Below are 13,804 nucleotides of genomic sequence, written 5' to 3'. Positions count from 1 at the left end.
GATTCGTATGGTGTGACCGGCCTGGGGGTGTCCTGGGCCGGGGGTGTGGCGTTGGATCGGGTGTGTCGATGACTTCCCGGTCCCCGCGGCCACGGTCTCAGCGTCAGCGTCTTGAAGTGGCGGTGACGTCCGTGGTGGAGAAGCGTCTGGGTGCTCTGCCTGTCGCTGCCGAGTTTCTGCGCCGGCTGGATGTCGCCGGGATCGTCGACGAGGTGTGTCCCGGTGGCGCGAGTGCGCTGGTTTCCCACGGGCAGGTGATCGAGGCGTTGGTGGCCAACCGGCTGACCTCGCCCGCGCCGCTGGTGCGGGTGGAGGACTGGGCCAGGTGCTGGGCGGTGGAGGAGGTCTTCGGGATCGAGCCCGGTTTGCTCAACGATGATCGTCTGGCCCGGGCGCTGGATGCGATCGCTCCGCATCTGGAGCACATCGCGGGCACGGTCGGGGCGCGGGCGATCGGTGAGTTCGGGATCGATGTGGCCCGGATGCACTGGGACATGACCAGCATGTCCGTGCACGGGGCCTTCCCCGTTGAGAGCCAGGACGAGGACTTCCCCGTCATCGGCTACGGGCATCCCAAGGACCGGCGCTTCGATCTGAAGCAGGTCCAGGCCGGGCTCGCGGTGACGGCCGATGGCGGCATTCCGCTCCATGCCCGGGTCTTCGGNAAGGACCGGCGCTTCGATCTGAAGCAGGTCCAGGCCGGGCTCGCGGTGACGGCCGATGGCGGCATTCCGCTCCATGCCCGGGTCTTCGGCGGTGGTGCGGCCGAGGTCAGCCAGGTCGTCGGCGCGATGAAGGACCTGCGGACCATGGCCGGTGAGCGCGGCTTCCTGATGGTCGCCGACTCCAAGCTGGTGTCCTACTCCAACGTCCGTGCCCTGCTGGCGGCCGGGGTCCAGTTCATCGCCCCGGCCCCGGCCGCGCAGGTCAAAGACGAGGTCTATGCCGCTCTCGATCTCGCGCAGGCCACCGTCGTGGACTGGACACCCAACCGGGAGGCGGGCAGGCCCGCCGAGCTGCGCGAGACCTACCGCGTGCTGGAAGACACCCACACCCTGACCGGGCCCCGCAAGAGCGATCCGCCCCTCACCGTGCGCCGGATCCTGGTCCACTCCACCGCGAACGCCGCCGGCCGGCAAGCCGCCCGGGACAAACGCCTGGCCAAGGCCACCGAGGACCTGAACAAGCTCACCGCTGCGGCCGGCGGACGCCACTACAAGACCCGGGAAAAGATCGTCGCCCGGATCGGTGTCATCGCCGCCAAGCGCCGTGTCGCCTCGTGTCTGCGCTGGAGCGTCACCGACACCGAGGACGGCGCCCCGGCCCTGGCCTGGCACTTCGACACCGACGTGCTGAAAGCCGAAGCCGCGGTCGACGGCTGGTACGCACTGCTGACGTCCGTCCCCGCCGACCATGCAGACGCCGGGCAGGCCCTGATCCACTACAAGGGCCAAGGCGCCGTCGAGCGCAGATACCACGACTTCAAGGGCCCCCTCGCGGTCACACCCGTGTTCGTGCAGCACAACCGGCGCGTTGCCGCCCTGATCCAGGTCATCTGCCTGGCCCTGCTCGTCTTCTGCCTGATCGAGCGGCAGGTCAGACGGGCGCTCGGCCCCGAGCAGACCATGAGCGGTCTCTACCCCGACAACCGCCGAGTGCGGCCCACCGGGNTGTTCGTGCAGCACAACCGGCGCGTTGCCGCCCTGATCCAGGTCATCTGCCTGGCCCTGCTCGTCTTCTGCCTGATCGAGCGGCAGGTCAGACGGGCGCTCGGCCCCGAGCAGACCATGAGCGGTCTCTACCCCGACAACCGCCGAGTGCGGCCCACCGGGCGCATGATCTTCTACCACCTCGGCGAACTCACCCTGCGGATCGGCAATGTCACCGACCCGCCCACCGTCCAGATCACCCGCGGCGTCCAACTCCACCTCCTCGACCTACTCGACACCGACATCGGACAAACCCGCTGGCCACAGACCTGAAACGGTGACCCGCGAAGTCCGGGTCTAGATTCGGTGGCATGACGACATCCCTAGCCAGCAGCGCCTTCGACTCGCTCCGTCTCGACGCCGTGCCCGATCAGGACGCGTTGCGCCGGGTCTACGAACTACCCAAGGACACGGCCATACGCAAGCAGATGACCGAACTCACCGAGCAGACCCGGCGATTGATCGGCTGCTCATCGCTGGTCCTGGTGGCCAGCGCGGACGCCGAGGGTAACTGCGACGTTTCCCCGCGCGGCGGCCCCGCCGGGTTCGTTGCCGTCCTTGACGCTCGGACGGTGGCGATACCGGACGCGACCGGCAACAAGCGCCTGGACACCCTGCAGAACGTCATCGCCACCGGACGGGCCGGGCTGCTGTTCGTCGTCCCGGGGCGCACCACGACGCTCAGGGTGAACGGCCGGGCCTGCGTCTCCACTCGCCCGGAGCTGCTGTCGCAGCTGACCGCGGTGGGCAGACCTCCGGCCAGTGCGCTGGTGCTGGGGATCGAGGAGGTCTACCCGCACTGCCCCAAGTCGCTCCTGCGCAGCGGGGCCTGGAAGCCGGAGCAATGGCTGTCGGCGGATGCCCAGCCGACCTCGGCCGAGGTGACACTGGCCCAGCTGCGGATGCCGGAGCTGACGATCGCTGACATCGAGCAGGCGGAGGCGGATTCGCTGAAGTACCGGTACGAGTAACGGGCCGACCTGCGCTAACTGAACCACCAGCCCGTCGAGTCACCGCGCCAGCACCCCTCAAGAGGGGCGATGCTCGGCGGAAACACGCCCCGGCCGTCAGACCACAGCCGTCATCTGGGGTCTTCGAAGTTGGTGGGGGTGCAGCCGCGCGGTCGCTACTCCGCACGGCCACTGGACCGGCGAGAGTCCAGCAGGGACGGGGGTCTGACCGCCGTCTGGCCGGTCGCGGAGAAGCACCGCCCGGCTGCACCCACACCAACTTCGAGGACCCGCCATCTGACGACGGGACCTCGTCGACCTTGGCCCCGGGTACTGAGCGGCGTTTCCATCAGGACCCAGCCAGGGGACGCCCAGCTTCAGCGGGGGTGGGGAACGGCTGGGGCCTGATGGCCGGGCGGAAGACGTGGCGGGAGCTGAGGGCCGAGACCCTCGGCGATCCGGGCGCACGAGCGGCCTATGAGGCGACGCGGTTCCGGTTCGAGCTGGGGCGGGCCGTCCGTGAGCGCAGGGAGGCGCTCGGAACGATCAGGCTCAGCTCGCTCAGGCGGCCGGACTGCAGCGGCGCGAACGCACCGCGCCCACCGCAGGCGAGGCCCCGACCGGTCGACGTCGGACGCTCGCGGCGGTCCCCCGGGCCTCAGACCGCCGCCACCGCCCGTGAAGGCGCCCTCCGCCGGATCACCAGCGCCATCAGGGCCGCCGCCGCGCACAGGGCGCCCGATGCGTACCAGACCACGTCGTAGGTGCCGAACACGTCACGGGCGAGGCCGCCCGCGAAGGCGACGGCCGCGGCGCCGACCTGGTGGGAGGCGAGGACCCAGCCGAAGACGATCGCGCTGTCGTCGCCGTAGTGCTCCCGGCACAGTGCGATCGTCGGTGGGACGGTCGCGACCCAGTCGAGGCCGTGGAAGACGATGAAGGCGCTGGGCGTGGCACCGACGGTCTACCGGCGGACGTTCCGCGCGACGGCCGTTTCGCCCTGACGCCGCCCGGCCCCTTCGCGGGGGCCGCGTCACGGGGGACGTCCACCGGGCCCTCCCCGGGCCGCCGCCCACGGCCGAACCCGCGGGAACCGCCCCGCCCACGACCCGACCCGCGAGAGGCCGAGCCGGCATGGTCACGGGCCGGGCACCGTCCCCGACCCGCCCGCGCTCAGAACGTCAGGACCCCCCGTGCCACCCGCCCGTGCTCCGCGTCCTCGGCCGCCTTGGCGAAGTCCTCCACCGGGTACGTCTCCGTGACCAGTTCGTCCAGCAGCAGCCGCCCCTCCCGGTACAGCCGGGCGTACAGGGCGATGTCGTGCTGCGGGCGCGAGGAGCCGTAGCGGCAGCCGAGCACGGCCTTGTCCAGGAACATCGCCGCGGGCAGGAACGTCGCCTCCGCGGTCGGGGCCGGCATGCCGAGCAGCACCGCCTGGCCGTGGCGGTCCAGGAGGTCGATCGCCCGGCGCACCAGCCCCGTGTGCCCGACGCACTCGAAGACGTGCTGTGCGCCGTGTGGCAGCACGTCCCGTACCGCGTCCACGGAGGTGAGGAAGTGCGTCGCACCGAAGAGGCGGGCCGTCTCCTCCTTGGCCGGGTTGGTGTCCACGGCGACGATCGTCACCGCGCCGGCGAGACGGGCCCCCTGGAGCACGTTCAGCCCGATACCGCCCGCGCCGATGACCACGACCGTGTCACCGAGGGCCACCCTGGCCCGGTTGAGCACCGCCCCCACGCCGGTCAGCACCCCGCAGCCGATGAGCGCGGCCGAGCTGAGCGGGATGTCGCCGGGGATCCGCACCGCCTGGACGGCCTTCACCAGGGTGCGTTCAGCGAAGGCCGAGCTGGCGGCGAACTGGTGCAGCGGCTTCCCGGCCCGGGTGAACGGCCGCCCGGGCCTGCCGATCGAGGCGCGGCACATCGTCGGCCGGCCCCGGTCGCACTCCGCGCACGCCCCGCAGTTGGCGAGCGTCGACAGCGACACGTGGTCGCCGGGCGCGACGTGGGCGACGTCCGCGCCGACGGCCTCGACGACGCCCGCGCCCTCGTGTCCCAGCACGACGGGCACGGGGAAGGGGATCGTTCCGTCGACCACCGACAGATCGCTGTGGCAGAGTCCCGCGGCCGCGACGCGGACGAGCACCTCGCCCGGGCCGGGTGCGCGTACCTCGAGGTCGTCGGCGACCTCGACCCGCTCGCCGTCGAAGACGACACCTCTCACCGCAGCTCCCTGGGTAGGCCGAGCACCCGCTCGGCGATGATGTTCCGCTGGATCTCGTCCGAGCCGCCGTAGATCGTGTCGGCGCGGGTGAAGAGGAACAGCTTTTGCAGCGCGTCCAGTTCGTACGAAGGTGACCAGGCGCCCGGGCCGGCGGCGGCGGCCGCTCCCCGTACCTGCACGGCCAGTTCGCCGAGCCGCCGGTGCCAGCCGCCCCACAGCAGCTTCGCGACGCTGGGCGCACCCGGGTCGCCGGTGCGGCCGAGCGTGCGCAGCGCGTTCCAGCGCATGGTGCGCAGTTCGGCCCACTGGCGGACCAGGCGGTCCCGGAGCACGGGGTCGTGCTCGAGGGCGCCCCCGGCGGCGGTGCGGAGGACCCGGCCCAGTTCCTCCTCGAAGCCGATCTGCTGGACGAGCGTCGAGACCCCGCGTTCGAGGGCGAGCAGGCCCATCGCGACCTGCCAGCCGTTCCCCTCGCCGCCGACCGTCTCGACGGCCTCGGCTCCGTCGAGGAAGACCTCGTTGAACTCACTGGTGCCGGACATCTGCCGGATGGGCCGTACGTCGATCCGGCCGGGCTGGTCCATCGGCACGAGCAGGAACGACAGTCCGTGGTGCCGGGTGGTGCCGGGTTCGGTGCGGGCCAGGACGAAGCACCAGTGCGCCTCGCGGGCGAGCGAGGTCCAGATCTTCTGGCCGGTGACCCGGTAGCGGCCGCCGTCGGCGACGGCCGTGGTCCGTAGCGACGCCAGGTCGGAGCCCGCGCCGGGCTCGCTGTAGCCCTGGCACCAGTACTCCTCGCCGCGGGCGATGCCCGGCAGGTAGCGGGCCTGCTGGTCCGTGTCGCCGTGGGCGATCAGGGTCGGGGCGAGCAGGTTCTCGCCGATGTGGCCGAGCCGGGCGGGGGCGCGGGCGCGCGCGTACTCCTCGGCCCAGACGACCTGCTGGGTGAGGGTGGCGCGGCGGTTGCCGTGGTCGGCGTCCCAGCCGAGTCCGATCCAGCCGCCGGCGCCGAGTTCGCGCTCCCAGGCGAACCGGGTGCGGTCGCGCTCGTGCTCGCTGCCGGGTCCGCCGTGCCCTGCGGAGTCGGCGTACGCGCCGGTGACGTGGTTCTCCAGCCAGGTGCGCGCCTCGTGCCGGAAGGCGGTGTCGTCGGGGCCGAAGGCGAAGTCCATGGCCGTGGCCCCGCGTCAGCGGTTCGGGCGGTCGCCCGAGGCGGCCGCCTTCGCCATCGCCTCGAGCCGGGCGAGCATCGGCATCGGGTCGGTGCCGACGGTCCCGGGGAGGAAGTCCGCGATGCGTTCCGGGGTCCACGCGCCGTCGGCGTAGGCGGCCCGCAGTTCGCGGGGCTGGGCCCAGACCGCGATCTTGGGACCGGCGATCGTGTAGACCTGCCCGGTGATGTTCTCCGCGCGCGCCCGTTCGGACAGCAGGTAGACGACGAGTGCCGCCACGTCCTCCGGCTCCCCGATCTCCTTGAGCTCCATCGGGACGTTGGCCGACATGCGGGTCCGGGCGACGGGTGCGACCGCGTTCGCCGTCACGCCGTACTTGTGCAGTCCGAGCGCCGCGCTGCGCACCAGCGAGATGACGCCGCCCTTGGCCGCGGAGTAGTTGGCCTGGGCGACGGAGCCCTGGTGATTGCCGCTGGTGAAGCCGATCAGGGTGCCGCCGCCCTGTTCGCGCATGACAGCGGAGGCCGCACGGAAGACGGTGAAGGTGCCCTTGAGGTGGGTGGCGACGACCGGGTCCCACTCGTCCTCGGTCATGTTGAAGAGCATGCGCTCGCGCAGGATGCCGGCGACGCACACGGCTCCGTCGAGCCGTCCGAAGCGGGCGAGCGCGGTGTCGACGACCCGCTGACCGCCCTCCATCGTCGAGATGTCGTCGGCGACGGCGACCGCCTCCCCGCCTGCGGCCTCGATCTCCTTGACCACGGCCTCGGCGACCTCCGAGGCCGGTTCTCCGCCGTCGACGGAGACGCCGTGGTCGTTGACGACGACCTTCGCCCCCTCGACGGCGCACGCGAGGGCCACGGCGCGGCCGATGCCGCGTCCGGCGCCGGTCACGGCGACGGTCCTGCCTGCCAAGAAGTTCCCCACGTCCGGCCCCTTCCGGTTTTCTGACGGACCGTTAGATTTTATGGTCCGCCGGACGCTTGAGCACAAGCCCCAGGGAGGCGCCGATGTCACTGCCGGAGGAGTTCCACGAGATCGCCGAGCGCGTGAACAACTGGGGGCGCTGGGGCGCCGACGACGAGATCGGGACACTGAACCTGATCACCGACGAGGTGGTGCGGGAGGCGGCCGGGACGGTGCGTGCCGGCCGGCGCGTACCACTGGCCCTGCCGCTCCGGCAGGACGGCGTCCAGACCGGGATGATCCCGGGCCGGGTGAACCCCCTGCACACCATGGTGCAGATCAACCAGGAGCTGTTCGGGCCCGGTACGGTCGCGACCAGCGACGACGCCGTGACGATGGGACTGCAGGCGGCCACCCACTGGGACGCGCTCACGCACGTCTCGCACTCGGGCAGGATCTGGAACGGCCGCCCCGCGGACAGCATCACGCCCCACGAGGGGGCCCGCTACAGCGGCATCGACACCGTCCGCACCCTCGTCTCGCGCGGGGTGCTGCTCGACGTGGCGCGCGCCAAGGGCGTGGACCGACTGGCCGGCGACCACGCCGTCACACCGGAAGACCTCGCGGAGGCGGAGGAGTTCGGGGGTGTACGGGTACGGGCGGGCGACGTCGTGCTCGTCAGGACCGGTCAGATCCGGGCGTACCTCGGCGGGGACAGGCACGCGTACGCCCACCCCTCACCCGGCCTCTCGGTGCGTGCGCCCGAGTGGTTCCACGCCCGCGACATCGCCGCCGTCGCGAACGACACCCTCACCTTCGAGATCTTCCCGCCGGAGATCGAGAACCTCTGGCTGCCCGTGCACGCGCTCGACCTGGTGGAGATGGGCATGCTGCAGGGCCAGAACTGGAACCTGGAGGAACTCTCGGCGGCCTGCGTGGAGGAACGACGGTACGCCTTCCTGCTGTCGGCCACCCCCGAGCCGTTCGTCGGCGGCACGGGGACACCGGTCGCGCCGGTGGCGGTGCTCTGACCCCGGCACCCCACCGGCGCGGGCCGGGCCTCAGGCGGTGTACGCGCCCGGCGTCAGCCCCGAGGGGAGGACCTGGGCCACGGGAAGCGCCGGGGACGGCGCGGCGGCGCGGGGCACCACACAGCGGTCCACCTCGCACCAGATGCTCTTGCCCGCGCCCTCGCGCTTCCAGCCCCACCGGTCGGCCAGCCCGTCGACGAGCTCCAGTCCGCGCCCGCCCGTGTCGTCACCGGCCGAACGACGCGGCTGCGGCGGACGTGCGCAACTGTCGGCCACCTCGACCCGCACCGTGCCGGCCTCCGCCGCTCCGAGTCCGAACAGCATCCTCAGCACGGCCGGACAACCCGTGTGGACCACCGCGTTGGTGACCAGTTCGGAGATGAGCAGCACCAGCGTCTCGGCCAGCGGCTCGTCGTCCCCTATGCCCGACCCGGCGAGCCGGGAGCGGGCCCATCTTCTGGCCCGTCCCACCTCCGCGGGATCCGGCCCGACCTCCAACTGAACCTGAAGCACCTGCACCGCTCACACCATCCGAACCGGCGGACACATCGCCTCGCGCCTCACAGCCATCACGGAATGTGATTTCCCTGCGAGACAGCATGGTTGACGTACAGTCACCGCAACAAGCGCTTCGGGCATATTCCAGCGCGAAGGAGTACCCGTGGTGCATACTGTGCGGCGCACCTTGCGAATAGTCGAACACCCTGTGCGAGCGGCGCGTTCTTCCCCGCCGGCCATGTCCGGATCCGGCCGGGGCGTCGGGATCACTGCCCTCGGGCAGTACGCGTCTCGCACTCCACGGAGGGTACCCGAGGGCAGGCCCGACTCCGGGCCGTGACGGCCCGTGCCAAGGACACAACCCGATATCGACGCAGCGTGACTCCCGGCCGTCCGCCGCCCGGTTGGCCTCCGGCCCATCCGGTGTCCTCCCCGTCGATTCCCGGCCGACCACTCAGAGGGCGGCCGCCAGCGCCTCCTCCGCCTGCGCGGCCGTCTGCCCCAGCTCGGCGCGCACCCAGGCCCGTTTGAGGTGCAGATGCACCTCGGCCTCCCAGGTGAAGCCCATACCGCCGTGCACCTGGAGGCAGTCCCGGGCACCCCGGACCGCAGCCTCGTCGGCGAGGAGCTTGGCACCGGCGATCTCCACGGGGTCGGCGGTGACGGCAGCCGCGTACACGGCGGCGCGGGCCAGTTCGGTCCGCACCAGCATTCCCGCGCAGAGGTGCTTGACCGCCTGGAAGGCGCCGATGGGCCGGCCGAACTGCTCGCGTTCCCCGGCGTACCGCACGGCCATGCCGGTGGTGCACCCGGCGGAGCCCAGCTGTTCGGCGGCCGTCAGCAGCACGGCCTCCGGATCCGGCTCGCCGGGGGGTGCGGACGGCAGCCGGTGCAGCGGTGTCAGCGGATCGACCGACCGTACGGGCACGGCGCCGGAGGCGTCCCCGAGGACCACGTCCGCCTCCTCCAGCCAGGGGACGAGTCCCCCGTCGGCCCGGGTGACGACGACGGTCCCGTCGGCGGCGCCGGGGACGGTGCCCGCGGCGAGGTGCGTGGCCACCAGCGGTCCCGGCAGCAGCACCCGCCCGGCCTCCTCGAAGACCAGCGCCGCCTCCGGGAGTCCGAGCCCGACACCGCCCTCCGCCTCGGGCAGCCGCAGCGCGAAGAACCCGGCCCGGCCGAGCTCCTGCCACAACGACCGGTCGATCCGGGCCCCGGCCGCGCGGAGGGCGTCCCGGCCGCAGCGGGCCTCCAGCAGCTCCCGGACCCCCTTGCGCAACGCCCGCTGGTCCTCGGTCGGTTGGAAGTGCACGGCTCCTCACCGCTCCTTCGGCAGGCCGAGGATCCGCTCGGCGACGATGTTCCGCTGGATCTGCGAGGTGCCGGCGGCGATGGTGTACGACAGCGACGCCAGCCTGCCGAGGGTCCACTCGCGGGACAGGTCCAGCGCGTCCGGGCCGAGCACCTCGGCGGCCGTGTCGTACAGCTCCTGGCGGGCGTGGGAGTAGCGGAGCTTGAAGACCGAGCCGCCGGTGCCGGGGACGCCGCCGTTCGCCTCGGCCTCGCTGACGTTCCACTGGGTGAGCCGCCACAGCGCGCCGAACTCCGCGTTGAGCCTGCCGAGCCGGCGGCGCAGCACGGCGTCGCCCCAGCGGCCGTTCTCCCGTGCCGTGCGGGCCAGCGCGGCGAGCGTACGGCGGCAGGCGACGACCTCGCCGACGAAGGCGGTGCCGCGTTCGAAGGACAGGGTCACCATCGTGACGCGCCAGCCGTCGTTCTCCTCCCCCACCCGGTTCGCCACCGGCACCCGCACCTCGTCGAGGTGGACCTCGGCGAACTCCGTCGACCCGGCGAGGGTGCGCAGTGGCCGGACGGTGACGCCGGGCGCGTCCATCGGCATCGCCAGCCAGCTGATGCCGCGGTGACGGGGCGCCTGCGGGTCGGTTCGCACGAGCAGTTCGCACCAGTCGGCGACCTCGGCGTGGGAGGTCCAGACCTTGGCGCCGGTCACCACGTAGGCGTCCCCGTCGCGGACGGCCCTGGTCCGCAGGGAGGCGAGGTCGGACCCGGCGTCCGGCTCGCTGAAGCCCTGGCACCAGATCTCCTCACCGCGCAGGATGCGCGGCAGCCAGCGCTCGCGCTGTTCGCGGGTGCCCTCGGCGGCGATGGTCGGGCCGGCGTGCAGCAGGCCCACGAAGTTCGCGCCGACGTAGGGGGCCCCGGCCTTCTCGGTCTCCTCCAGGAAGATCAGCCGCCGGGTCGGGGACGCCTCCCAGTGGACGTCCGCGTATCCGGCGTCGTACAGCGCCCGCTGCCAGGCGGTGTCGTGGGCGCGCCGGGCCGGCCAGTCGTCGGGCGGGGGCGGCGGCGGGAGCTCGGGGAGGACGGCCCCGAGCCAGTCCCGCAGTCCGGCCCGGAAGGCCTCCTCCTCCTCGGTGTACGCGAGGTCCACTACGCGTCCAGGTCCAGGCCGAGCATCCGGATCGCGTTGCCGCGCATCAGCTTGTGGACGGTCTCGTCGTCGAGGTCCTTGACATGGTCCAGGGCGACCTCCCGGGTGTGCGGGAAGGTCGAGTCCACGTGGGGGTAGTCCGTCTCGAAGGTGGCGTTGTCGCGGCCCACCACGTCGAGCGAGGCGACGCCGTGCTTGTCGCGGAAGAAGCAGCAGAAGATCTGCCGGTAGTAGTACGTGGACGGCGGTTCGGGGATCAGGTCGCGCACCCCGCCCCAGGCGCGGTGCTCCCGCCACACGTCGTCCGCCCGTTCCAGCGCGTACGGGATCCAGCCCATCTGGCCCTCGCTGTAGGCGAGCTTGAGCGCCGGGAACTTCACCAGCACCCCGCTGAAGAGGAAGTCCGTCATCGACGCCATGGCGTTGTTGAAGGAGAGCGACGCCTGGACGGCGGGGGGCGCGTCGGGCGATGCCGCGGGCATCTGCGAGGACGAGCCGATGTGCATGTTGACGACCGTCCCGGTCTCCTGGCAGGCGGCGAAGAACGGGTCCCAGTAGCCGGAGTGGATCGACGGCAGTCCCAGACAGGTGGGGATCTCGGAGAAGGTCACGGCCCGTACGCCACGGGCCGCGTTGCGCCGGATCTCGGCCACCGCGAGGTCGATGTCCCACAGGGGGACGATGCAGAGGGGGATGAGCCGGCCGCCGCTGTCGCCGCACCACTCCTCCACCATCCAGTCGTTGTACGCGCGGACACAGGCGAGCGCGACCTCCTTGTCCTTGGCCTCGGCGAAGGTCTGGCCGCAGAAGCGGGGGAAGGTGGGGAAGCACAGCGACGCCTCGACGTGGTTGAGGTCCATGTCCTCCAGCCGGGCCCTGGGGTCCCAGCAGCCGCGCCTCATCTCGGCCCGGGTGATCCCCTCCAGCGTCATGTCGTCGCGGTCGAAGCCGACAGCGGCGATGTTGCGCTTGTACGGGAACTTCAGGTCCTCGTAGATCCACCAGTCCGTGGGCGGCCCGTCGGGGTCCATCGTGATCCGGTACTTCCCGCCGACGTACGCGAGCTCGCCGATGCCGGCGGTGAGCGGCTGGGGTCCGCGGTCCCGGTACTTCGCCGGCAGCCAGGTCTCGAAGAGATGTGCGGGCTCGATCACATGGTCGTCGACGCTGATGATCCGAGGCAGTTCCCGTTCCATCGGGCCCCTCCGTTCGCCACATATCTGACGGGTCGTCAGACAGCAGGCTAGTCCCGCACCCCTGGACCGACAAGGCGACCGGCCCTACGCTTCCGGCACTACCTGACGCACCGTCAGGCTCCGTCGGAACGGAGGGAACCGTCGTGACCGACACCGCACACTCCCTGGGCGCCTCCCGCACGCTCTGGGAGCTCGTCGACCACCGCGCCCGGCTCACTCCCGACTGCACCGTCCTGCTCCAGGACGACCGCCGCCTCACCTTCGGCGAACTGCGCGGACGCTGCGAACGGGTCGCCGCCGGGCTGTACGCGCGCGGTGTGCGGCCCGGCACGGTCGTGGCCTGGCAGCTGCCCACCCGGATCGAGTCCGTCGTACTGGCCGGGGCGCTGGCCAGGCTCGGTGCCGTGCAGTCCCCGGTGATCCCCTTCTACCGGGACCGCGAGGTCGGCTTCGCCCTGGACGCCTGCGCGGCGGAGTTCTTCGCGGTGCCGGGCGTCTGGCGCGGCTTCGACCACACGGCGATGGCCCGGCGGATCGGCGCCCGGGGGGTCTTCGAGGCGTACGAGGACCTCCCCGACGGCGACCCCTCCGTCCTGCCCTCGCCGCCCGCCGACGGCACCGAGGTGCGCTGGATCTACTGGACCTCCGGCACCACCTCCGACCCCAAGGGCGTCCTGCACACCGACCGTTCGCTGATCGCGGGCGGCTCCTGCCTCGCCCACGCGCTGCGGCTGACGTCCGACGACGTCGGCTCCATCGCCTTCCCGTTCGCCCACATCGGCGGCGCGGACTACCTGGTGATGCTGCTGCTCTACGGCTTCCCCGCCGTGCTCTTCGAGAAGTTCGCCCTCCCGGAGGCGCTGGACGCCTACCGCAGGCACGGGGTCACCACCGCCGGCGGGTCAACGGCCTTCTACTCGATGTTCCTCGCCGAACAGCGCAGACAGCCGGGCGAGCCGGTCGTCCCCACGCTCCGTCTGCTCGCCGGCGGGGGCGCCCCCAAACCGCCCGAGCTGTACCACGCCGTCGTACGGGAGATGGGCGTGCAGCTCACCCACGGCTACGGCATGACCGAGGTCCCCATGATCACGATGGGTTCGCCGGACGACCGGCCGGAGGACCTGGCGACGACCGAGGGACGGCCGCCCGAGGGCATGGAGATACGCATCGTCGACGGCGAGGTGCGGCTGCGCGGAGAGGCCGTCTGCAGGGGCTATCTGGACCCGGAGCAGACCGCCGCCGTGTTCGACGACGACGGCTTCCTGATCACCGGCGATCTGGGGCATCTCACCGAGTCCGGTCATCTCGTCCTGACCGGGCGCCTCAAGGACGTCATCATCCGCAAGGGGGAGAACATCTCCGCCAAGGAGATCGAGGACCTGCTCCACGAGCACCCCGGCGTCGGCGAGGCGGCGGTGATCGGACTGCCGGACCCGGAACGCGGCGAGCGGGTCTGCGCCGTGGTCCAACAGCCCGAGGGGGCGGGACCACTGAGTCTGGAGGAGGTCGCGGAGTACCTCCGCGGCGCGGGCCTCGCCGTGCACAAGCTCCCCGAGCAGCTGGAGCTCGTGGACGCGCTGCCCCGCAACGACACACTGCGCAAGGTGCTCAAGTACAAGCTGCGCGAGCGGTTCACTGGGGCGGACACGACATCCAGGGCGTGAACG

The 13,804-nt window shown here is 71.9% G+C and carries 11 protein-coding genes and 1 pseudogene; 4 read left to right on the top strand and 8 right to left on the bottom strand.

Annotation, left to right across the window (positions count from 1 at the left end):
* The first annotated feature begins 68 nt into the window (after positions 1 to 68).
* Together QMZ92_RS17125 and QMZ92_RS17120 are read left to right on the top strand one after the other, a co-directional pair.
* Positions 69 to 1,982: an IS1634 family transposase gene (locus QMZ92_RS17125; RefSeq protein WP_502962075.1), complete on the top strand. Its 1,914-nt coding sequence runs from the start codon at positions 69 to 71 to the stop codon at positions 1,980 to 1,982.
* A 38-nt stretch (positions 1,983 to 2,020) separates the two neighbouring features.
* Positions 2,021 to 2,680 (top strand): MSMEG_1061 family FMN-dependent PPOX-type flavoprotein, encoded by a 660-nt coding sequence (locus QMZ92_RS17120; RefSeq protein WP_283298244.1) that lies wholly within the window; start codon positions 2,021 to 2,023, stop codon positions 2,678 to 2,680.
* A 637-nt stretch (positions 2,681 to 3,317) separates the two neighbouring features.
* On the opposite strand, the pseudogene QMZ92_RS17115 reads toward QMZ92_RS17120, so the two are convergent.
* The 4 genes and pseudogenes from QMZ92_RS17115 to QMZ92_RS17100 form a co-directional block, all read right to left on the bottom strand.
* A pseudogene (locus QMZ92_RS17115) lies at positions 3,318 to 3,599 on the bottom strand (MFS transporter); the annotation flags it as partial.
* A 233-nt stretch (positions 3,600 to 3,832) separates the two neighbouring features.
* Positions 3,833 to 4,882 carry a Zn-dependent alcohol dehydrogenase gene (locus tag QMZ92_RS17110; RefSeq protein ID WP_283298243.1) on the bottom strand — a complete coding sequence of 350 codons (1,050 nt, stop codon included), beginning with the start codon at positions 4,880 to 4,882 and terminating at the stop codon, positions 3,833 to 3,835.
* Entirely contained in the window at positions 4,879 to 6,054 is a 1,176-nt protein-coding gene (locus tag QMZ92_RS17105) for an acyl-CoA dehydrogenase family protein (RefSeq protein ID WP_283298242.1), read from the bottom strand. The genes QMZ92_RS17110 and QMZ92_RS17105 overlap by 4 nt, the downstream gene beginning before the upstream one ends.
* A gap of 15 nt (positions 6,055 to 6,069) precedes the next feature.
* Positions 6,070 to 6,981, bottom strand: coding sequence for an SDR family oxidoreductase (locus QMZ92_RS17100; protein WP_283298241.1), 912 nt, complete (start codon positions 6,979 to 6,981; stop codon positions 6,070 to 6,072).
* A gap of 83 nt (positions 6,982 to 7,064) precedes the next feature.
* Here QMZ92_RS17100 and QMZ92_RS17095 point away from each other — a divergent pair, with 83 nt between their 5' ends.
* Positions 7,065 to 7,991 (top strand): cyclase family protein, encoded by a 927-nt coding sequence (locus tag QMZ92_RS17095; RefSeq protein WP_283298240.1) that lies wholly within the window; start codon positions 7,065 to 7,067, stop codon positions 7,989 to 7,991.
* A 30-nt stretch (positions 7,992 to 8,021) separates the two neighbouring features.
* On the opposite strand, the gene QMZ92_RS17090 is transcribed toward QMZ92_RS17095, so the two are convergent.
* The 4 genes from QMZ92_RS17090 to QMZ92_RS17075 all read right to left on the bottom strand — a co-directional run bounded on the left by QMZ92_RS17090 (position 8,022) and on the right by QMZ92_RS17075 (position 12,137).
* On the bottom strand, positions 8,022 to 8,510 hold the full coding sequence (locus QMZ92_RS17090; RefSeq protein WP_283298239.1) for an ATP-binding protein: 489 nt from the start codon (positions 8,508 to 8,510) through the stop codon (positions 8,022 to 8,024).
* A gap of 433 nt (positions 8,511 to 8,943) precedes the next feature.
* On the bottom strand, positions 8,944 to 9,801 hold the full coding sequence (locus tag QMZ92_RS17085; protein ID WP_283298238.1) for an acyl-CoA dehydrogenase family protein: 858 nt from the start codon (positions 9,799 to 9,801) through the stop codon (positions 8,944 to 8,946).
* 6 nt (positions 9,802 to 9,807) lie between these two features.
* A complete protein-coding gene (locus QMZ92_RS17080) occupies positions 9,808 to 10,941 on the bottom strand; it encodes an acyl-CoA dehydrogenase family protein (protein ID WP_283298237.1) in 1,134 nt (377 codons plus the stop codon).
* Entirely contained in the window at positions 10,941 to 12,137 is a 1,197-nt protein-coding gene (locus tag QMZ92_RS17075; protein ID WP_283298236.1) for an amidohydrolase family protein, read from the bottom strand. The genes QMZ92_RS17080 and QMZ92_RS17075 overlap by 1 nt, the downstream gene beginning before the upstream one ends.
* 143 nt (positions 12,138 to 12,280) lie before the next feature.
* On the opposite strand from QMZ92_RS17075, the gene QMZ92_RS17070 reads away from it, so the two are divergent.
* On the top strand, positions 12,281 to 13,801 hold the full coding sequence (locus QMZ92_RS17070) for a class I adenylate-forming enzyme family protein (protein WP_283298235.1): 1,521 nt from the start codon (positions 12,281 to 12,283) through the stop codon (positions 13,799 to 13,801).
* The last annotated feature ends 3 nt before the right edge of the window (positions 13,802 to 13,804 follow it).

It is taken from the genome of Streptomyces sp. HNM0645 (genome assembly GCF_030056615.1).
GTDB lineage: Bacteria > Actinomycetota > Actinomycetes > Streptomycetales > Streptomycetaceae > Streptomyces > Streptomyces marianii.
The sequence above is the reverse complement of the archived record's forward strand: the minus strand, read 5'-3'. Positions and strand labels throughout refer to the sequence as shown.